This window comes from Haloarcula argentinensis DSM 12282, from assembly GCA_000336895.1.
In the GTDB taxonomy this organism is placed as follows: Archaea; Halobacteriota; Halobacteria; order Halobacteriales; family Haloarculaceae; genus Haloarcula; species Haloarcula argentinensis.
Map to the genome: position 1 here is coordinate 183217 of AOLX01000014.1, position 19410 is coordinate 202626.

The 19410-nt window shown below is 62.9% G+C and carries 22 protein-coding genes; 16 read left to right on the forward strand and 6 right to left on the reverse strand.

Annotation, left to right across the window (positions count from 1 at the left end; translation table 11 throughout):
• Nucleotides 1-63: 63 nt before the first annotated feature.
• Nucleotides 64-957, forward strand: a complete 894-nt coding sequence (locus C443_RS04510) for a bifunctional methylenetetrahydrofolate dehydrogenase/methenyltetrahydrofolate cyclohydrolase (protein WP_005534241.1) — start codon at nucleotides 64-66, stop codon at nucleotides 955-957.
• On the forward strand, nucleotides 958-1440 hold the full coding sequence (locus C443_RS04515) for an NUDIX hydrolase (protein ID WP_005534242.1): 483 nt from the start codon (nucleotides 958-960) through the stop codon (nucleotides 1438-1440).
• Nucleotides 1441-1444: 4 nt separating this feature from the next.
• On the opposite strand, the gene C443_RS04520 is transcribed toward C443_RS04515, so the two are convergent.
• Nucleotides 1445-2164: a DUF7117 family protein gene (locus C443_RS04520; protein WP_005534244.1), complete on the reverse strand. Its 720-nt coding sequence runs from the start codon at nucleotides 2162-2164 to the stop codon at nucleotides 1445-1447.
• A gap of 59 nt (nucleotides 2165-2223) precedes the next feature.
• Between C443_RS04520 and C443_RS21595 the strand changes: the two genes are divergently transcribed.
• Nucleotides 2224-2370 carry a hypothetical protein gene (locus C443_RS21595; RefSeq protein ID WP_004961170.1) on the forward strand — a complete coding sequence of 49 codons (147 nt, stop codon included), beginning with the start codon at nucleotides 2224-2226 and terminating at the stop codon, nucleotides 2368-2370.
• A 248-nt stretch (nucleotides 2371-2618) separates the two neighbouring features.
• Here C443_RS21595 and C443_RS04525 read toward each other — a convergent pair whose 3' ends face one another.
• A complete protein-coding gene (locus tag C443_RS04525; RefSeq protein WP_085944909.1) occupies nucleotides 2619-2870 on the reverse strand; it encodes an amphi-Trp domain-containing protein in 252 nt (83 codons plus the stop codon).
• Between the two features lie 219 nt (nucleotides 2871-3089).
• Between C443_RS04525 and C443_RS04530 the strand changes: the two genes are divergently transcribed.
• Nucleotides 3090-3365, forward strand: a complete 276-nt coding sequence (locus C443_RS04530) for a PadR family transcriptional regulator (RefSeq protein WP_004518082.1) — start codon at nucleotides 3090-3092, stop codon at nucleotides 3363-3365.
• A gap of 123 nt (nucleotides 3366-3488) precedes the next feature.
• Nucleotides 3489-4763 carry an MgtC/SapB family protein gene (locus C443_RS04535; RefSeq protein ID WP_005534253.1) on the forward strand — a complete coding sequence of 425 codons (1275 nt, stop codon included), beginning with the start codon at nucleotides 3489-3491 and terminating at the stop codon, nucleotides 4761-4763.
• On the opposite strand, the gene C443_RS04540 is transcribed toward C443_RS04535, so the two are convergent.
• Entirely contained in the window at nucleotides 4760-5086 is a 327-nt protein-coding gene (locus tag C443_RS04540) for a hypothetical protein (protein ID WP_005534254.1), read from the reverse strand. The two genes, C443_RS04535 and C443_RS04540, sit on opposite strands and share 4 nt — an antisense overlap.
• A 158-nt stretch (nucleotides 5087-5244) precedes the next feature.
• Here C443_RS04540 and C443_RS04545 point away from each other — a divergent pair, with 158 nt between their 5' ends.
• The 3 genes from C443_RS04545 (at nucleotide 5245) to C443_RS04555 (ending at nucleotide 9220) form a co-directional block, all read left to right on the forward strand.
• A complete protein-coding gene (locus C443_RS04545; RefSeq protein WP_005534256.1) occupies nucleotides 5245-7110 on the forward strand; it encodes a sensor histidine kinase in 1866 nt (621 codons plus the stop codon).
• Between the two features lie 119 nt (nucleotides 7111-7229).
• On the forward strand, nucleotides 7230-8165 hold the full coding sequence (locus C443_RS04550) for an A/G-specific adenine glycosylase (RefSeq protein ID WP_005534258.1): 936 nt from the start codon (nucleotides 7230-7232) through the stop codon (nucleotides 8163-8165).
• 47 nt (nucleotides 8166-8212) lie between these two features.
• Nucleotides 8213-9220 (forward strand): sodium:calcium antiporter, encoded by a 1008-nt coding sequence (locus tag C443_RS04555; protein ID WP_005534260.1) that lies wholly within the window; start codon nucleotides 8213-8215, stop codon nucleotides 9218-9220.
• Between the two features lie 68 nt (nucleotides 9221-9288).
• On the opposite strand, the gene C443_RS04560 is transcribed toward C443_RS04555, so the two are convergent.
• Nucleotides 9289-9828 carry a GNAT family N-acetyltransferase gene (locus tag C443_RS04560; protein ID WP_005534262.1) on the reverse strand — a complete coding sequence of 180 codons (540 nt, stop codon included), beginning with the start codon at nucleotides 9826-9828 and terminating at the stop codon, nucleotides 9289-9291.
• A gap of 248 nt (nucleotides 9829-10076) precedes the next feature.
• Between C443_RS04560 and glmS the strand changes: the two genes are divergently transcribed.
• The 7 genes from glmS to C443_RS04590 all read left to right on the forward strand — a co-directional run bounded on the left by glmS (nucleotide 10077) and on the right by C443_RS04590 (nucleotide 15358).
• Entirely contained in the window at nucleotides 10077-10523 is a 447-nt protein-coding gene (gene glmS / locus C443_RS04565; RefSeq protein ID WP_005534263.1) for a methylaspartate mutase subunit S, read from the forward strand.
• Nucleotides 10524-10650: 127 nt separating this feature from the next.
• The gene (locus tag C443_RS21600) at nucleotides 10651-10821 is read left to right on the forward strand and encodes a hypothetical protein (protein ID WP_011223357.1); all 171 of its coding nucleotides are present in this window, start codon (nucleotides 10651-10653) and stop codon (nucleotides 10819-10821) included.
• A gap of 109 nt (nucleotides 10822-10930) precedes the next feature.
• Complete coding sequence (locus C443_RS04570; protein ID WP_005534265.1) at nucleotides 10931-11509, forward strand: NADPH-dependent FMN reductase; 579 nt, start codon at nucleotides 10931-10933, stop codon at nucleotides 11507-11509.
• 152 nt (nucleotides 11510-11661) lie between these two features.
• Nucleotides 11662-12294 (forward strand): YIP1 family protein, encoded by a 633-nt coding sequence (locus C443_RS04575; protein WP_049943937.1) that lies wholly within the window; start codon nucleotides 11662-11664, stop codon nucleotides 12292-12294.
• Nucleotides 12295-12320: 26 nt separating this feature from the next.
• Entirely contained in the window at nucleotides 12321-12584 is a 264-nt protein-coding gene (locus C443_RS04580) for a hypothetical protein (RefSeq protein WP_004592637.1), read from the forward strand.
• A gap of 64 nt (nucleotides 12585-12648) precedes the next feature.
• The gene (locus C443_RS04585) at nucleotides 12649-14829 is read left to right on the forward strand and encodes a DHH family phosphoesterase (protein WP_005534269.1); all 2181 of its coding nucleotides are present in this window, start codon (nucleotides 12649-12651) and stop codon (nucleotides 14827-14829) included.
• 40 nt (nucleotides 14830-14869) lie between these two features.
• On the forward strand, nucleotides 14870-15358 hold the full coding sequence (locus C443_RS04590; protein ID WP_005534270.1) for a cupin domain-containing protein: 489 nt from the start codon (nucleotides 14870-14872) through the stop codon (nucleotides 15356-15358).
• A 3-nt stretch (nucleotides 15359-15361) separates the two neighbouring features.
• On the opposite strand, the gene C443_RS04595 is transcribed toward C443_RS04590, so the two are convergent.
• Both C443_RS04595 and C443_RS22085 read right to left on the reverse strand, forming a co-directional pair.
• A complete protein-coding gene (locus C443_RS04595) occupies nucleotides 15362-17254 on the reverse strand; it encodes a methyl-accepting chemotaxis protein (protein ID WP_005534271.1) in 1893 nt (630 codons plus the stop codon).
• A 148-nt stretch (nucleotides 17255-17402) separates the two neighbouring features.
• Nucleotides 17403-17537, reverse strand: coding sequence for a hypothetical protein (locus C443_RS22085; protein WP_005534272.1), 135 nt, complete (start codon nucleotides 17535-17537; stop codon nucleotides 17403-17405).
• A gap of 107 nt (nucleotides 17538-17644) precedes the next feature.
• Here C443_RS22085 and C443_RS04600 point away from each other — a divergent pair, with 107 nt between their 5' ends.
• A complete protein-coding gene (locus C443_RS04600; RefSeq protein WP_005534273.1) occupies nucleotides 17645-19300 on the forward strand; it encodes a tRNA uridine(34) 5-carboxymethylaminomethyl modification radical SAM/GNAT enzyme Elp3 in 1656 nt (551 codons plus the stop codon).
• Nucleotides 19301-19410 lie beyond the last annotated feature (110 nt).

The window sequence follows — 19410 nt, forward strand, 5'->3', positions numbered from 1 at the left end:
CAGCCTGTCGCGGCTGACTGAAATCCGGGACGTTCATACCGCCCCGCGCCGCCGTTGTACCTAATGACAGAGATTATCGACGGCAACGCCGTCGCACAGTCGATTCGGGACGACCTTGTCGCGTCCATCGACCGCCTCGCCGACGCCGGCCACCGCCCGTCGCTGGCGACGGTGCTGATGTCCGAGGACCCGGCCAGCGAGACGTACGTCTCGATGAAACAGGACGACTGCGAGGAGGTTGGTATCGAGGCCATCGACATCGACATCGACCCCGACGCGGACGCCGCCGAACTGTACGACACCATCGAGGACCTCAACGCCGACGAGGATGTCAACGGTATTCTGGTCCAGATGCCGGTCCCCGACCACGTCGAGGACAGGTCTGTCCTGCGAGCCATCGACCCGATGAAAGACGTCGACGGCTTCCACCCGGAGAACGTCGGTCGACTCGTGGCTGGTGACGCTCGGTACAAGCCCTGCACACCCCACGGTATCCAGAAGCTCATCGAGAGCGCCGGCGTCGATACCGAGGGTAAAGACGCCGTCGTCGTCGGCCGCTCGGACATCGTCGGCAAGCCGATGGCGAACCTGCTCATTCAGAAGGCCCCCGGTGGCAATGCGACGACGACAGTGTGTCACTCCCGCACCGAGAACCTTGCCGAGCGGACGCGCAACGCCGACATCATCGTCGCCGCGGCCGGCGTCCCGGAGATGATCGACGGCGAGATGATCGGTGAGGGCGCGACGGTCATCGATGTGGGCATCAACCGCGTCGACGCAGACACGGAGAAGGGGTACGAACTCGTCGGCGATGTCGAGTACGAGAGCGCAAAGGAGGTCGCTGGCGCAATCACGCCGGTCCCCGGCGGCGTCGGGCCGATGACCCGCGCGATGTTGCTGTACAACACGGTCAAAGCGACGGGCCTGCAACACGACATCGACGTCGACCTCCCCTGAATGCCGTCGCTTGCGGATTTTGTGGACCGCGACGTGCTCACTCGCCAAGTGACCAGAGAGACTGATACGGCGGGCGTAGACGGCGTTTGCGCCCGTGCCGACCGCGGCCTTCGCTGGGCGGTCGGCGCGCTCGTCACCGACCCCGCGGACCGCCTGCTGTTCGTCTACGAGGACGACATCTGGAAGCTTCCGGGCGGCGGCGTCGAAACCGGCGAGACACGGCAGGAAGCGGTGCGTCGCGAAGTACGCGAGGAGACTGGTGTGCGCATCGCCGTCGACGAATTGGCTGCTGTCACCGAGGTCACAGTGACTGACGGCGACCGCGAGGCGACGTTCTTTTTCGGAACCTATCGCGGGACAGCTGACTCGACGACGCTCGCGTCGGACCCCGGCCTCGACGACGAGGGAATCGAGAATGCGGCGTGGAAGGCGTCAGTGCCGTCGGACTGCCTGGACGAGTCGCTTGTACGGCGGCTCCGGTAACCGCTTAAACCGTGTCGTCCTCGATTCCGGTGAGCCAGTTTTCAGCTCTGACGAAGGCGCTCTCGTTGCCGGTGATGTATGAACCCAGGTCTCGCGCCGCATGGACGAGGCGGTTCGCGTCCGCGGGGTCGACATCGCCGTCTAGTGCCTCGATGCGCTTCCGATGGTCGCGAATCCGTCCGGAGAGCTGTCGTGCGGTCGGTTCCGGATTGGCGTCCAGATACGTCCGCACGTCCCGCTGATAGCTGTCGACGGCGGCCGCCATCGCCAGCCCGTACGGCACTCGAAGGGCCGACGGGACCTCGTCGACGGCCGGACGGTCGCCGTCGTCAGCCCCGCCGAGCAGTTCGTAGAAGTACCGCTCCGCCGGGTCGCCGCTACGTAACTCTCGGGAGAGGTGTGTGCCGATGTGCTGGAGTTCGACCGCGGCGACGAACGTCGGGTCGAGTGAGCGAAGTTCGCCCGCGTCGATGAACCCCCGCTTGCGCGTGTACTCTCGGCAGCGCTCGGCGGTTGCGTCAGCGATCTCCCGCGTCGTATCCGTGTCGATTCGGCTCCGGACAGGCGTCAGATCGAGCGTAGCCGGTGTGTCGGTGTGTTCAGTGTGCTCGTCGATGCCGACACTGTGGATGCTCCCACAGTCCGGACAGGCGATGCTCCCCGTCTCGTAGTACCGCCATCGCGTGCCACAGTCCTGACACTCGCGCTCCCCGCGGACTTTCATACGTGATGCTGAGAGGCCAGCCCTCAAGATTGTTCCGTGAGGGTTGTCTACGCCAACGTATGCGCTCGGAAGACGAGATCCGTGAGCAGTACGAGTTCCTCGCTGAACAGCTAGACGACGAGGAGATGGACCACGAGCGGGTCCGTATGATGTTCACCCACTACAAGCGGGCACTTGGATGGGTGCTCGAGGAGGAACATATATAGGTTAGTTACAGCTTACATTCACTTTTAATTCGATAACTAACATCTGCTGGACGGGGCCGGTACTTTTAAGTTATTCTGCCCCATTCGACCAAGTGACGCTTCGCTTGGAGGGCCGAAGCGTCAGCGGGGACCAATTCAGGGCGGCAAGCGGTCGCGTTTTTCGCGACCGCTTTCCACTTACTTCGCTGCTAACGACCTAATACTAGTGCTTGCTGTATCTCGGAAAAGGAACTGCTGGACGATACGACTTATTCGATAGACCCCTCTGTCTCTGTCGCGCTCTCGGACCACTCCGGTTCGACTCCAATGCTGAGCTCTCCGTCGCCGCCCTCCGGGCACTCGTGCTCGGCTTTCACCTCGAACTCCACCTTCGATGGCGGCGCGACGTGACCCCCGTATACGCTTAGCGTAATCTCGGATCCGTCTCCCGGAGCGTCGACCATCGTTCTGAGATACGTCACGGTGACGTTGCGGCCGACTACTCCCTCGGCTTCAAACAGCTATGGTTCTGCTGACTGTTTTCTACAGTGACAATTAATACTGTTGCCATCAGTTTCCGGAGAATGATGATATACTGACTGTATTTACCATATGGACAAAACGCAGACTGAGCGTCTATATACAGAAAATTCGACACCTCGAACTAATGAAAATATATCAAATTCTCTGGGCCGATATATTTAACAGTATAGATACTAAATCATTACATAGGAAAATCGATGCACGACTTGACAGGATTCCAGCGTGACCTACTCTACGTGATCGCTGGCAGGGAGGAACCCCACGGCTTAGCTATCAAGGAGGAGCTTGAAGCGTACTACGAGAAGGAGATCCATCACGGTCGCCTGTATCCGAACCTCGACACGCTTGTCGACAAGGGGCTGGTCGAAAAGGGCCAGCGCGACCGCCGGACCAACTTCTACACGCTCACGCGTCGCGGGCGTCGTGAGATAGACGCCCGCCGCGAGTGGGAAGACCAGTACGTCGACCTATAACAACGTCGCAGCGCCGATTGTGCTGAGACCGTCGTCTCGCTGGTAGCACTGGGTCTGTGAGTCGACAGATACCGGCTGACGTGACCCCCTACCACTTTAGCCCACGCCTGCTGTATCACATCTGTGTCGCTCCTCTTGCAACTATCCCCGGAGCCGATTCAGACGACTGTGTTTCGAATCCTGCTTGCGGGGGCGCTCGGGATGTTTCTCGGGCTAGAGCGGGAGTGGTCACAGAAGTCGGCCGGCATTCGGACGTTCGCGCTGATTAGCCTGCTCGCCGCGGTGTTTACGCTGGTCGAGAACCAGGCACTGCTCGTCGTCGGTGGCGTGCTGGTCATCGTACAAGGGATTTTGCTCGCAGTGCAGGGGCTCCTCGGCGATGCGGAAGACGATGGGCTGTCACTGACCACGTCTGTGTCGATGCTCGTCGCCTACGGCGTCGGGGCGCTGGTCGCACAGGGGTTCATCCTCGAAGGCGTCTCGGTCGCCGTCTTCTCGTCGCTGCTGCTGGTGCTCAAGCGGGAGCTCCACTCCTTGGCGTGGGGGCTCTCCCGCGAGGAACTGCGTTCGGCGACGGAGTTCGCCATCATCGCCTTCGTCATCTATCCGTTGCTCCCATCAGAACCGGTCGAGCTACCCGGTGGACTGGTCGACGTGACCGTAGAACTGCGCGTTATCTGGCTGATGGTGGTGTTCGTCGCCGGCATCGGCATCGTCAACTACGCTATCGTCCAGACGTACGGCGGCCGTGGCATCGCCGTCACCGGTTTTTTCGGCGGCCTGGCGTCGTCGACGGCGGTCGTCGGCACGATGCTCGACCACGTCCGACAGCGGCCGGACGCAACCTCGTATGCCGTTGCCGCGATTCTGCTAGCCGACGCAGCGATGGCGCTCCGGAATCTCCTCATTACCGTGTTCTTCACGGTCGAGCGTGGTGTCTTGGTAGAGGCAATCATTCCACTGGGGGCCGTTATCGTCGGCAGCGTCGCCGTCGCTGCGTACACTGCGGACTGGGCTGAGACAGTCGATATGGGGCTCGAAAGCCCGTTCTCGCTACGGAACGCGCTTGCTTTTGGTGGAGTGTTCCTGCTGGTCGTGGTCGCTGGGGGGTTCGCGGAGACGCAGTTCGGAACGGCAGGCCTCTACATCACGTCGGCGCTCAGCGGACTGGTTTCCAGTGCCGGAGCGACGACCTCGGCCGTGTTACTGTACCGCGCCGAGGCCATCAGCGCGACGACGGCGATGCTCGCTATTCTCGCGGCGACGGCTGCCAGTATCATGGTCAAAGCAGCGTTGACTGCCCCGGGACCGAACCGAGCCTTCGCCACGCGCGTCGCGTTCTGGAGTTCGGTGGTTCTGGGTGTCGCAACGGTGCTGGCGCTGGGCCTCTTCGTTTAAAACTGGTAGCGCCGGTCGTCCTTGTCCTGTTGCTGGGGGAAGTCGTTCCCGGTCATCTGGTCGAAGGTCATTCCCGAGAGATACTCGTCGTACGTGCAGTCGTAACTCGACCGGAGGTGGAAATCCAGCGTTCCACGGTCGACCGTCGACTGAAACAGCATATGCACCGCGCGCCTGATGAGTTCGTCCGGGTCGTCCGGGTCGAGTGCGACTGACAGCATCGCGAGTTCGTTACGCGTCTCGCGGTCGATCGACAGCTCGAACTCGTCGTCGAAGTCACCGTACGCCGCTTCGATATCATCCTGTAGATCGTCGAGGCTCATACGAAAGGGGACGATGAGCGCGAGGAAACCCCTTACGACTCGTCTGGGGCCGCTCCCTCGAAACACGTGTCCCTGCGAGTATTACATATGATAAATTATATCATGGGTTGAACATAACGATGGGTAGCGGTCAACTACTGACAGATTCAGATCAGATAATGACAGGTGGTGGGGACAAGACAGCAGCGTCCAGCCAGCCCGACGGGCTGCGAGAGCGGATTCACGCAGTCCTCCCGGACGTGTACTCGCGTAACTACGCGGCGAAGTTCGCTGTCGCGCTTGCAGTAATCGTCGTCGTACTCGCAGCCGTCGGCTTCGGTAGTTACTCCCTGATACAGGAACGGGTCGTCAGCGACGCGGCGACGGACCTCGAAACGTCGGCTACGCATCGTGCCGACAGTATCGAGCAGTGGCGATCGACCACCGAGACGGAGGCAATCGCTATCGCAGCCCCAGGGGTGTACGGCACTGGGACGCCCGCAGATATCAGACAGTACCTTACCACAGCAGCCACGGCAGAGTCGTCACAGATTCGTTCGCTCCACTACGTCTCCACCGTTGACGACTCTCAGATAGTCGTCGCGAGCACTGGGACGAGTACAGAAGGCCGGTCAGCGTGGGCGGTCGAACCCGCGTGGGAGTCCCCCGTGATGGCGGCGATGAACGACACCACAGATACCGAGACAGTAGTACAATCGACGGCATATGCGGACGGTGACGGCCACTCGATGGCGTTCGTAACTCCCGTCTCCGATGGCGACGGAGTACTAGTGCTGGTTGCCCGGGTCCCAATTGAGCAGTTGGACGACGGGCGCAACGGGTTCGAGACGCAACTGTTCACCGGGGACGGGGACCCGCTTATTGACGGTCAAGGCGGTTCCGCGCCGATCAGTCAGGATGGCCTCCGGGCCGCAAAAGCGGGCCAAACGACGACTATCGAAACTGGGTCCCATGTCACAACGTACACGCCCGTCAACGGCACGTCGTGGGTGGTCGCGACGAGCGCTGAGCGCGAGTCGTTGTACGGGACAGGCCGACTCGTCCGTCTGGGATTTCTCGCTGTCATCGGGACGGCAGTCGTCTCACTGGGCGTCGCAGGGTATCTCTTCGGACGGCACACGGTGCGACCGTTGGTACAGCTCCGCGACCGAACGCAGGCGATGAAACAGGGTGACCTCGGCGTCGACATCTCGACAGTTCGGAAGGACGAGATTGGGCGGCTATACGACGCCTTCGAAAACATGCGGGACACGCTCCGGAGTCAGATCCGACAGGCCCAGGCGGCTCGTGAAGAGGCCGAGCGGTCGAGCCACGAACTCGAACGCCAGAACGAGCGGCTGGACGAGTTCGCGTCGACGCTGAGCCACGACCTCCGGAACCCGCTGACGGTCGCCCGCGGTCACGTCGAACTGCTGGCGACGCGGTTGTCGGACCCGGAGACGGACTCGGCCGACCTCCAGTCCCACATCGAGAAACTCGAAGACGCACACGACCGTATCGAGTCGATAATCGACGACGTGTTGACGTTGACGAGAAAGGGCGCAAGCGTCGAGGAGACGGCTCCGGTACCGCTAGAGGCCGTCGTCACCGATGCGTGGGACAACATCGACAACAAACGCGCCAGCATCGAAGTCGCGGGCAGCCGAACCATCGATGCTGACCGGGCACGGCTACTGCGAGCCCTTGAGAACCTGTTTCGCAACGCCATCGACCACGTCGGCCCGGACGTGGCTGTCACGGTCGGGCTGACGGAACACGGCTTCTACGTTGCCGACGACGGGCCGGGGATACCGACCGACGCGGTCGACAACATCTTCGAGTACGGCCACACGACGAGCGAGGACGGAACCGGGCTCGGCCTCTCTATCGTCAAGACCATCGCGGAGGCCCACGGCTGGCGGGTGTACATCGATACGACCTACCCCGACGGCGCGATGTTCGTGTTCGCGGACGTGTTCAGCGAGGACGAACCGGACTGGTACGGAACCGAGTTCGAGTGGGGACGATCCGACGCTGACGACTGACACTATTGGTTGTCTTGGGAGATGGATTCCACTTCGGGCGATAATTCTTTCCAGACGCACAGTCTTCGACGAGCAGCAACGACCGCCACGCACAAATCAGGACGGAGCCAAACGGGGGTATGACTGACCAGTCGACAGCGACGGACCGTCCGGGCGGCGTGCCCGCGGACCCGTCGGCTGTCCAGGACGCACTCGTGGAGTGGTACGAGGCGGACCACCGCTCGTACCCGTGGCGGGAGACGACAGACCCCTACGAGATCCTCGTTTCCGAGGTGATGAGCCAGCAGACACAGTTGGACAGGGTCGTCGACGCCTGGGAGGACTTTCTGGACCGCTGGCCGACCGCGGCGGCGCTGGCCGAGGCTGACCGTTCGGACGTGGTGGGTTTCTGGACCAGCCACTCGCTGGGATACAACAACCGGGCGAAGTACCTCCACGAGGCGGCCAACCAAGTGGTTGAGGACTACGACGGCGAGTGGCCCCGGGACCCGGACGGCCTCAGTGACCTGATGGGCGTCGGCCCCTACACCGCCAACGCTGTCGCTTCCTTCGCGTTCAACAACGGGAACGCCGTCGTCGATACGAACGTCAAACGCGTCCTGTATCGGGCCTTCGACGTGCCGGACGACGATTCGACGTTTGAAGCGGCTGCGAGCGCGCTCATGCCCGAGGGGCAGTCGCGGGTCTGGAACAACGCCATCATGGAACTGGGTGGCGTCGCCTGCGAAAAGACACCGGACTGTGACGGCGCACAGTGCCCCTGGCGCGAGTGGTGTTCAGCCTACGAGACGGGCGATTTCACCGCACCGGATGTCCCGACCCAGCCCGAGTTCGAGGGGAGCCGTCGACAGATGCGCGGCCGCGTCATTTCGGCGCTCAAGGAATACGACGAACTGCGACTGGACGAGCTCGGTCCGCGTGTGCGCGTCGACTACGCCCCCGACGGCGAGTACGGCCGGGAGTGGCTCCGCGGCCTGCTGGACGACCTTGCGGACGACGGCTTGGTCGATGTCGAGGGCAGCGATGGCGAGACGGTCGCGCGCCTCCAGCGCTGACCGCCAGTGGCATACACCCTTGAACCCATGCGGCCAATACGTCCACAATGGCTGGCTTGCTGGGTTCGGTCGCTCTCATCGTCGTCGCAACTGTTGTCATCTGGAAAGGGAGCACGTACTTCGAGCGGGCCGCGGAACGGCTGAGCAGGTACTACGGGTTGCCGGTGGCGGTCCACGGCGCAATCGTCGTCGCCGTCGGGTCGAGCTTTCCCGAGATCAGTTCGGTCGTCATCAGCACCGTTGTCCACGACGAGTTCTCGCTGGGCGTCGGTGCCATCGTCGGGAGCGCGATATTCAATCTCCTCGTGATCCCGGCCCTCGCGGCGCTTTCGAGCGAGGAGCTTCGGTCCACGCGCGACATCGTCCACAAAGACGCCCAGTTCTACGTCATCAGCATCCTCATCCTGTTCATCGTGTTCGCGCTCGGAGCGACGTACGTCCCGGGCGGGACCAATCGGGCGGCTATCCTGACTCCGACGCTCGCCGCCATCCCGCTCGTGACCTACGGCATCTACGTCTTCTTACACCAGCAGGACGCTAGCGAGCACGTCGCAAACGAAACCAACAGCGTCCGGCCGGGCCGGGAGTGGGGGATGCTAGGGGTTGGTCTCGTCGTCATCACGGTCGGCGTCGAGGGAATGGTCCAGGGCGCACTCTCTCTCGGTGTCATCTTCGACACGCCGACGTTTCTCTGGGGGCTGACAGTCATCGCCGCCGGTACGAGCCTTCCCGATGCCTTCGTCAGCATCCGGGCGGCGAAAGACGACGACAGCGTCACGAGCCTGACGAACGTCTTGGGGAGCAATACGTTCAATCTGCTGGTAGCGATTCCCGTCGGCGTCTTCCTGGCAGGGCGGGCGACAATCGACTTCCTCGTGGCGATTCCGACGATGGGGTTCCTAGGGTTCGCCACGCTGGTGTTCATCGTATTCATCCGAACAGACCTCGAACTCTCTGACCGCGAGGCGTACACGCTGCTCGGTCTGTACGTGGTGTTCGTCTGCTGGATGGCCCTCGAATCAATCGCGCTCATCGAGACGGTCAGTGGCATCTGAGGCGGGGCCACAGTGCTGTCACTGGTGGTTCAGTGTCCCTTAGATGCTCTCGGGACCGTCCTGCAGACCTACTCGTCGCCGTCCTCGGGCGATAGCTCGCAGGAATACACGGCCTCGTCGTAGGGGTCGCCGCCGATGGTGAGTGTCCGAGTCTTGGTCCGCTCGAAGCCGAGGTTCTCGAAGAACTTTCGGCTCCGGTCGTTCGAGGCCAAGTCGAGCGCCCGGAACTGCTCGACGCCGTGTTCCAGAAAGATGTCTTCGAGTCGGTCGTACAGCGCCGTCCCGACACCCTCCCCGTGGTGGTCCGGGTGGACGTACAGCCGCAGCATCGTCCCCATCGTGTGCATGGTGATGCCCTGTGTGAAGCCGATGATTTCGCCGTCCTGCTCGGCGACCAGGAGCGTCGCCTCGATGTCGTCGAGGTCGTTGGCGGGGACGCCGCCGGCCCACCCGTGGAGCGCGCTGCCCAGCGGGTCGGCGTACCAGTCGGATATCGTCTCGTCGATGACGTCGGAATCCAGCGAGTCGTAGGCGTTGTGCCATGCCGCCCGCGCGACCCGACGGATGCCGTCGGCGTCGGCGTCGAAGGCTCGACGGATAGTCGTCATGCGTGTCCCGACGGCGGGCAGATGGGTGGTTCCGAGCGGGTGCCACAGTGGGTGGACTGGCGCGATAGGCGGCGCAGTACCCGAGGCTCGGCCGGACGCTGAGGCGTGTCGCGTACCATAGATGCTGTGTCTATCGGTCCGTTTGTGCTATCATGGCTAATATCCTCTCCCCAGTGTGTGAACTGTTCCCACAATCTATCATGGTTTATCATTAGGTTTATGTAGTTGACACCCATTGGTGGTCTTGTATGAGGACAGTCATCCTCGGTGTCATCGGCTCCGACGCGCACGTCGTTGGGATTACCATTCTGGAGCGAGCCTTCGAAGCAGCCGGGTTCGACGTAATCAACCTCGGTGTCCAGTCGTCCCAGTCGGAGTTCATCGACGCTGCGGATGAACACGACGCCGAAGCGATACTCGTCTCGTCACTGTACGGTCACGCCGAGCAGGACTGCCAGGGGTTCCAGCAGCAGATCAACGAGGCCGGGCTGGACGTGACGACCTACATCGGCGGCAACCTCGCTGTCGGGCAGGACTCCTTCGAGGAGACGCGCGAGACCTTCAAAGCGCTCGGTTTCGACCGGGTCTTTGATTCGGAAACCGACCCGGAGGAGGCTATCGAGGCGCTGAAAGCCGACCTCGGCCACCGCTCCCGCGAGGAGGCGTCGTCCGAGAAGATTCAACTCGGCTCCTGAGCTGTGGACTCCTTTTCCAGCCGCTAGCGCCAGCGAGCCACGCGTAATCCGGGATACTCTCAGACACTGGTGTCGTCGACCACGCACAGCCCAGGGTGCTTTACGACCAGGGCGCGTATGATATTTAATGTCACACATGACAGCTGAGTTGAGTGACGGCACCGAAATCAAGAACATTCACGACGTGGTCGAAGGATCGAACGGCGTTCATCTGAAAAAGGAGGTCGGCGGTGGCGGACTGGAACGCGTCGCATACATCCCGTATCCGAACCTCCTCTACGTGTACCACGACAACTGAGCGGTGGCCAGATACCCACCGTAGTCGTGACAGACTGGCAGGGGAACCGAGCCCAGCGGTGCGCCTCGTCACCCCCATCGATATACCGGCCCCACTCCATAGAGCCGCCATGTCCAAACCACACGTCGTCGGTGTCGTTGGCAGTCTCAGAGACCAGAGCTACACCAGAGTCGGTATCGAGCGCGCGCTCGCCGCTGCTGAAGAGATGGGAGCGACGACGGAACTGCTCGATCTCCGTGAGTTCGATCTGCCGGTGTTCGATGCCGACCACCGCGAGGCAGGCGACGCCGTCGAGTTCGTCGATAGAGTTCACACGGCTGATTCGATTTTGCTGGGGACGCCGGTGTATCACGGGTCTTATTCCGGCGTGCTGAAGAACGCACTCGACTACTGTGGCTTCGACGAGTTCGAACACAAGACGGTTGGGTTGCTAGCGGTCGCCGGCGGGGGCTTTCCCATCACTGCGCTCGAACACCTCCGCTCGGTCTGTCGGGCGCTGAACTGCTGGGTCATCCCGCATCAGGCAGCGATCCCGAACGCGCGCAACTACGTCGCAGACGGCCGGATAACTGACGCCGACATCGAAGACCGCGTGACGACGCTCGGTGAGGAAGCGGTCCAGTACGCGAACATCGAGCCGGACCCGGCGTGTTTCGAGAGTACGGAGAATATCGGAGCGGACGATTAGCCGTGAGGACCGCTATGCGTGTCCGAGCTGTGAGCGTTCGGTTCGAAGGAGCGGACGATTAGCCGTGAGGACCGCTATGCGTGTCCGAGCCGGAAGGGGCCACTGACCGAGAGAAGGAAACGGTCAAACCGTCCCGCGCCCAAGTTCCCGGCGTGACTCAGTGGGTCGAGAATCCGACCGGTGGCCGGGACCGCGGGCCAGTCGCGCTGGTGCGCGCGTGGGTAGAAATACTCAGCCGTCCGCGGCGCTTTTTCCGCACCGGCGTCGCGCCGGGCGACCAGGCACCGGGGCTGGTGTTCGCGGCGACGGTCGTCCTCTTCGAGGAAGTGAGTCGCTACGCCGTCGTCAAGCTGGCTCAACGGGGACTCCTCTCTACGGGGCCGTTTGACTACCCTGCTATCGGCGGCTTCTCGCCCGGCGTCGCGGTGCTGGCGCTGTTTGCCATCCTGGTGTTCGTCACGCCGGCGACGGTGCATCTGACGGCCGCACTGCAGACCCTGCTGTTGCTTCCGGTCGCGTCGGACCGCGGCGGCGTCAGTGAAACTGTGCAGGTGATGTGCTACGCGATGGCCCCCTGTCTGCTGGCGGGCCTGCCCAACGCCGAGGTCCGGGTACTCGTCACTGCCTGGGGCGCGGGGCTGTACCTGCTTGGCACCGCCGTGATCCACAATATTCGGCTTCCGGTCGCCGCAATCGTCGGGGCCGTCCCCGCCGCGATCATCTTCGGCTACGGCTTCCGCGGCTTCCAGGCCCTCTCGGTGCTGGTCGCCGACTACGGGTTTTAGGGTCCGCCGGCGTGCGTTTCCACACGATGCTCAGTATCGACATCGACCAGTTCATGCTGGAACTCAAGGACGGCGCGTTCAAGAGCGTCGGGCCGTCGAACAAGGAAGCGACGATCAAGATGTACGACGTGGAGGGCGTCGACGTTCGGGAGTACGGCGACAAGCGCGTGAAAATTGCCTTCGAGGACGAACAGGGGAGCGAAATCGAGGTTGCCCTGTTCCCGGAACAGGCGAAAGCGGTCGCTTCAGGGCTCGAACTGCTCGAAGAGGAGAGCGAGATGTTCGAATAGCGGACCTGTTTCGTTCGTCCGGAATTCGACAACCGTTTTAGGCCCGACATGCTTGCACCGTGTAATGGGTTCGTGTATCATCTGCGGCAAATCTGTCGAAGGACGCATCTGTGACCTCCACGAGGAGGACGCCCTGTTCGAGTTCCGCGGGTCTCGTGCCGACCAGCTATCGGTCGACCGCTACTACCGCGGCAGTGTCGACGGCTTCGCCGAGTTCGGCGTGTTCGTCGACATCGGCGACAGCGTAACGGGGCTGCTCCACCGGAGCGAACTGGACCAACGGCTCGACTCTCTCGACTGGGACTCGGGCGATACCGTCTACGTCCAGGTCAAGAACGTACGGGACAACGGCAACGTCGACCTCGGCTGGTCGATCCGCCAGTCCGAGCGCGAGTTCCGCGGCGTCCTCGTCGACGACCCGGACATCGGCCACTCCGTCCTGCTTGAGAACGAAGACGACGAAGACGAGGTGCAGTCCGACGACGGCTCCGGCGAGGTCGAGTCCGAATCGACAGCCGACGAGTCAACAAGCCAGGACGACGACTCCGGCACAAGCCAGTCTGAATCCGAGAGTTCCACAAGCGCCGGTGCTGTCAGCCGGGCCAGCGACGACGACCGCGTCGAGGGCACTGCGGCCGTCGGCGGCAACGACAGCGGGTCGAACACCGCCGTCATGACCGAATCCGACGAGAAAGCCGACGCAGAGAGCGACGAGCAGACGGACGAAGCGACCGCAGCCGAACCGGTCGCTGCGGCTATCGGCGACCTCGACGACCACGTCGGTGCGGACGTTCGACTGGAGGGCGAAGTCGTCGGCATCCGGCAGACCTCCGGACCGACGGTGTTCGAACTACAGGACGAAACCGGGACCGTCGACTGCGCGGCCTTCGTCGAGGCAGGCGTTCGCGCCTATCCCGAAGTCGAGGAGGACGACTACGTCCGACTGTCGGGCGAAGTCCGCGAGCGTCGCGGCGAACTGCAGGTCGAAACCGAGGAACTCGACGTGCTCGAAGCAGAGGAACGCGAGGAAGTCGAACAGCGACTCGCCGACGCCCTCGACGACGAGGCCCGACCCGACACGGTCGAACCGCTCGCCGACGATACGGCGGTCGGGGCGCTCTCCGAGGACCTGGTCGAAGCGGCGACCCAGATCCGGAAGGCAGTGCTGACCGACCGACCGGTCATCGTCCGCCACGCCAACACCGCGGACGGCTACCTCGCCGGCAGCGCGCTCGAACGGGCCGCGCTCCCGCTTGTCACCGAGCAGCACCGCCGCGCCGACGCGAAGTACCACTACTTCGACCGGCGACCTATCGAGGGCGGCGTCTACGACATGGACGACGCGACGAAGGACACGACGACGATGCTGGACAACCGGGAGCGCCACGAGGAGAAGCTCCCGCTGTTCGTCTTCGTCGCCGCTGGCGGCACGCGCGAGAGCCTCGACGGCTTCGACCTGCTGAACGTCTACGGCGCGCCCAGCGTCGTCATCGACGACATCGACGTCGACGGCGCGGTCGTCGACACCGTCGACGCCGTCGTCTCGGCCTCGGCCGACACCGTTTCCGAGACCACGTCGACGGCGCTCGCGGCCAACGTGGCCGCACACGTCAACGAAGACGTTCGCGGCGACCTGGGGCACCTCCCGGCCGTGAGCTTCTGGGAGGACATCCCGGAGCCCTACGTTGAGGCTGCCAGCGAGGCCGGCTACGACGAGACCGCGGTGTCGGAGCTCCGCGAAGCTGTCGCGCTCGAAGCCCACTACCAGTCCTATGAGGACAAGCGCGAACTCATCACCGACCTCGTGTTCGGTGACGACGAGGAGGACGTGGGCGGCCTCGCCGGCCACATCGCCGAGCAGTTCCGCGAGAAGGTCGACGAGGAGGTGTCCACCGCCCGGGCTAACCTCGATCACCGGACCGTCGGGGACGTGGACATCGCCGTGCTCGACACGGATGCGTTCACCCACCAGTACGAGTTCCCGCCGGAGTCGCTCCTGCTCGATGAACTCCACCGCGACGTTCGCGACGAGAGCGACGCCGTGCTCGGCATCTCGACGGACACGATGTACGTCCGCGCCAACGGGGACCTGGACCTGCACGAGCTAGTCAGCGAAGTCAGCGAGCGAGTTCCCGAAGGCGGCGTCGCGACGCGGAGCGTCCGCGAGGGGACCATCCGCTACCTGGCCGGCGAACGCCCGGCCGTCCTCGACGCCACGCTCGACGTGCTGGCTGACGAACTGTAACGTAGCAGACTTTTTCTCTCCGCCGGCAGTCTGACCGGGCATGAGCGACGGGCCCGTCAACGAAGCCGATCTCGACTGGACCGACCACAAACACGGCGACCGGACGTTCAGACGCAAGCAGATCGGTGACGCCGCCGGCGGCGAAAAACTCGGCGCAAGCCTCTATGCCGTCCCGCCGGGCAAGCGACTCTGGGTGCGCCATTATCACGAGGGGAACGAGGAAGCGATATTCGTTCGGGACGGCACGGGAACGCTCTGGCTCGGCCCCGAGGCCGAGGAGCATGCACTCAAGCCGGGCGATTACGTCGCGCTCCCGGCTGGCGAGGAGAGTGCTCACGAAATCGAAGCCGGTGAGTCTGAACTCCGACTGCTGATGGTTTCGACGATGGAAGAGCCGGATATCACCGTCTACCCCGACCGGGGGATGGTCGGGCTGTACGCCGGGTCACCCCCTGGCGGCGAGAAAGCGGACCGTACGCTGTCGACGTATCTCGATATGAACGCGGAAAAAGAGTACTGGGAGGAGTGAGCCTTAGCGGCTGCCGACCTCGAACTCTGCGAGCATCGTCTGGAGTCGCTCGGACTGCTCGGCGAGCGATTCGATGCTGGCACTGACCTGTGACATGGACGCAGCCTGTTCCTGTGCCGTCGCGGACGCGGTTTCGGTCTCCGCGGCGGTCGCCTCGCTGATGTCCACGGCCTCCTCGACCATCGACACGGTTTCCTCTGTCGTGGCGGCCTGGTCATCGGTCGTATCGCTGATCTCCTGAATACCGTTGTCGGTCGCCTCGGCGTTCTCGGCCACTTGCGTGAACGTGTCGACGACCTCTTTGACGGCCTCTGTGCTCTCCTGCATGTCCGCTTTGGCTCCGCGTGCCTCCGTGACCGTCGTTTCGGTCTGCGCCTGCGTCTCCGCAATGAGCTGTTCGATCTCGGTCGCAGAGTCCTGCGTCTCCTCGGCTAGCTGTTTGACCTCGTCCGCGACGACGGCGAACCCGTCACCGCCCGACCCGTTGCCGGCCCGTGCGGCCTCGATGTTCGCGTTCAGGGCCAGCATGTTCGTCTGCTCGGCGATATCGCCGATGAGGTCGACGATCTCGCCGATCTCGGCCATCTTCTCGTCCAGTTGCTCCACGTTTTCGACGGTCGAATCGATCGCTGTCTGGACCTCCCGGGAGCCCGCTATCGCTTCCTGTGCCGTCTCTTCGCCGTCGTCTGCGATCTCGGCTGTCTCGCGGGACCGCTCCGCGACGGTTTCGGCGGATGCGGCAACCTCTTCGACGGTTGCCGACAGGTCGGTCATCTCGCTGGAGACGGTTTCGAGCATCTCCCGCTGGTCGGCCGCCCCGCTGGCGATGCCCTGAATCGATTCGCTCATGTCTTCGCTGGCCCCCGTTGCCTCGTTGGCACCGGCCGTGGCCTGGTCGCTCGTCGACGCGACTTCCTCTGAGAACGCCTGTATGTCCTCCATCGCCGACTCCGTTTCCGTCATCATCTTGTTGAACGACTCTGCGATCTGTGCCATCGCGTCGCTCTCGCTGTCGGGGTCGATCCTGACTGTGAGATCGCCGTCGGCCGCCCGGGACATCGCCGCACTGTACGCGTCGGCCGTGGTTTCGAGGTGGTCGTTGAACTCCTCGACCTCTCGCTGTCGGGCCTCAGCCTCGGCTTTCGCCTCCTCGGCCTCGCTGATGGTCCGTTCCATCTTAGCTTTCTTTTCTTCCAGATTCTCGACTTCTTGGGTCTTCGCTTTCGCCTGTTCGAGTTGCTTTTCAGCCGCTTCACGAGATCGCTCGGTCGACGACCAGTGAGCCATCAGCGCCGCAGCCAACATGAGGACGAACCCTGCGTGGATGAACGCCCACACCCACGGATTGTTGATCGCCGCCGAGTGATTGTACACCCGGCTCGGGTCTATCATGCCGAAAATCCCGTGCTGGACGGAGACGTACCCGATGCCGAGGAAGAACGGCAGCCAGTCTTCGTAGACGGCAACCACAGCCATCACGACGAAAAAGTGGAAGTGAGCCTCGATGTATCCGCCGGAGAAGTGGACCAGGAAGCCGGACGTCGTGACCAGTCCCATCGTCGCTAGCGCGGTTCGCGTCCGCCGACCGAACCAGGGCAACCTCGCTAACACGGCGAGGCCGACGACGACCCCGACCTCTGCGAGAACGTGGAGCGTGTCGATTTCGGGAAGCGTCGCGCCCGTGACGAGCGATTCGGTTCCCGAATACAGCCCGAGCGCCAGCAGGAACGGCACATGCGCAAGCAGCAGAATGAGGATATTACGGTGTCGGCCGCGCCACGTCTCGTCGGGGATCGTATCGCCACTCGGAATGTATGCAATGAACTCTTGGAATCGTTCCGTCGGCGTCAATTCCCGGGAGCGAGTTTGTGCAGACCCACTGGTCGTGTCTGGCATATACTCACAGTCGAGGGAAGCAATGACTAAAAGACTCCCCTGGCAGTATCATTCGAAATAACCGGGTACAGCGTCTGAGAGTGGGTTTCAACGTCCCGAGAGTTGTTTCCAGACGGTTTACTCACTGCCAACTGCTCCTCAGGTCCCGCTATGTATCAGTCGCTGAGACAGATCTGGCTGCCTTCTTGGCACCGTAGTACGCCCATTCCGCGCTGTAACAGAACACACAGCCACGGAAGGTCGGCCGGTCGAGGCCCCCAGTGTCGTCAGTATCACCGCTCATATGTCTATTTGGTGTGACAGCACAATGAACCCCACGGCTCCCCCTGTCGCTGACGATACCCGAGCGACACGCTTATTCGGCCGAGACGCCGATTTCGCACAACGCCGATGAGCACGGAGACGCCGGACCCAGACGAGACAGAGACCTTCCAGCAGGTGTGTGCGGAGCTGGTCGACCGGATTCTCGCAGGCGAGGTCGAGCGCGACGACGTCGAATCAGCCAAAATCGACGTCTGTCGGGAGTACTCCGCGCCGAAAGTGCCGAAAAACTCCGAACTGCTCGATTACGCGCCACAGGAACACCGCGAGGTGCTGGAGGAGGTCCTCCAGCGCAAGCCGGTTCGGACCGCCTCAGGTGTGTCCCCTATCGCGATCATGACCTCGCCCGAGCGATGTCCTCACGGGAAGTGCCTGTACTGTCCTGGCGGCCCCGATTCGGAGTTCTCCTCCGCGCAGTCCTACACCGGCCACGAGCCCGCGGCCGCACGCGGTGAACAGAACGACTACGACCCGTACGGACAGGTGACCCTCCGGCTCAACCAACTGCGGGAGATCGGCCACCCCGTTGACAAGGCCGAACTCATCGTGATGGGCGGGACGATGACGGCCCGGAGCCACGACTACCAGGAGTGGTTCGTCAAGCGGGCACTTGAGGCGATGAACGACTTCGACGTGGACGGCGAGCCGACGCCTGCGGAGGACGTGAGCTTCGCCGAGGACGACTACGAGTTCCGCTACCTGGAGGATGTCATCGCGGAGAACGAGACCGCCGATGTCCGAAACGTCGCCACGACGTTTGAAACGAAGCCGGACTGGTGTGACCCCGAACAGATCGACCGGATGCTCGACCTCGGCGGGACGAAAGTCGAGGTGGGCGTCCAGACGACCTTCGAGCGCATCAACCGCGAGATGCACCGCGGCCACGGCGTGCAGGCCTCTATCGATGCGAACCGCCGGCTGCGCGATTCGGGGTTCAAGGTCGGCTTCCACATGATGCCGGGCCAGCCCGGGATGTCAAAGGAGATGTGTCTGGAGGACTTCCGACGCATCTTCGACGAGACGGACTGGCGGCCGGACTATCTGAAAATATACCCGACGCTGATCGTCGAGGGAACCGTCACCTACGACTGGTGGCGCAAAGACGAGTTCGACCCGCTGGACAACGACGAGGCCGCCGAGTTAGTCGCCGAAATCAAGGACATGATCCCCCGTTACACCCGCCTCCAGCGCGTCCAGCGGGACATCCCGGCGGACTTCATCGAGGGCGGCGTCTGGAAGTCGAACCTCCGCCAGCTCGCCTGGCAGCGCATGGAAGAACACGGCTGGACGTGTGACTGCATCCGGTGCCGGGAGGCCGGACACAGCGACGACGAGGCCGAGAACATCGAACTTGACGTGATGACCTACGAGGCCTGTGGCGGCACGGAACACTTCATCTCGTTTGAGGACTTCGAAAACGACGTGCTCGTCGGCTTCTGTCGGCTTCGGTTCCCCAACGACCCGGTCCGCCGGGAGCTACAGGACGCTGCTATCGTTCGCGAACTCCACGTCTACGGCAACGCCGTCGGCGTCGGCCAGGAGGGCGACGACGGGGACCACCAGCACAAGGGCTACGGGAAGAGACTGCTGGAGAAAGCGGAGACACTGGCCCGTGATGCCGGCTTCCCGAAACTGGCTGTCATTTCCGGTATCGGTGTCCGGCAGTACTACCGGGAGAAGTTGGGGTACAAGCAGGACGGCCCATACGTGAGCAAGCGTCTCTGATAGCCGCTCGACCTGATTTTCTCCTTCTGCCATCCTCGGACGTGTGGACTGACTGTCCTGTCGATAGAGCATCGCTGCAGAACTGCGCTGTTGTGTGTCTGGCTAGCCGA